The sequence below is a fragment of the Bartonella sp. CE47NXGY genome (assembly GCF_042195415.1).
Lineage (GTDB): Bacteria > Pseudomonadota > Alphaproteobacteria > Rhizobiales > Rhizobiaceae > Bartonella.
Genome location: NZ_JBHIOI010000252.1, coordinates 1 through 635, shown reverse-complemented (window position 1 = coordinate 635; position 635 = coordinate 1). Strand labels below are relative to the sequence as shown.

At 46.9% G+C, this 635-nt stretch carries 1 protein-coding gene; it reads right to left on the bottom strand.

The features are described from left to right. Positions 1-635: DUF4815 domain-containing protein (locus ACFIL3_RS10935; RefSeq protein WP_375682291.1), on the bottom strand; the 635-nt coding region annotated here is incomplete at both ends.

Sequence of the window (635 nt, the reverse complement as noted above, 5' to 3'; positions counted from 1 at the left end):
AGCTGTAAAATGCCGTTGCCTACAGCACCTGTTTGTTGAAAGCCTTCATCTCTGTAACTATCATCAAGAAAAGGGTCTGCAAACATGCCCTTTTTGGCAACAGGTTCTTTAGAGTCAACATTGCTTTTAATCCGTTCTAATTGCATCAGACGGTCAAGCGAAAGCACTCGTTGAAAATAGCGCCACATCTCATCATAGGGGGCAACCCGTGTGCCATCATTGACCACAACCGGCGTTTCAAGCCAATTGTTGGTAATGGTTGCAAGGGACAACACATCATCAGGGACACTGGGTGCCATGGGGTGATCTGATGAAACTCCTTTGATATAGACGACATTGCCCCCCGTGTTCAGTCCTATGCGGTCAATGCGGGGGAGTTTGTAAGTGTAACTGACGATAATATCACCACCCTCCGCACCCCCTGAGACTGTGATTTCCTGCGCTGTTACTTTATCAGCGGTGATTTTTGCGCGATAGCGGTAAGTCACCTTATAGCTGCTCCCTGCTAAAGGTTCGTCTCCCACGGGTGCCCAATCAATGGTGTCTCCGGTTTTTTTAAAATCTGTGCCTTCTTTAAATTCCTTGCTTCCTTGAACGATTTTGATAAACGCGGTGATGCTTTTATCAGGAACACC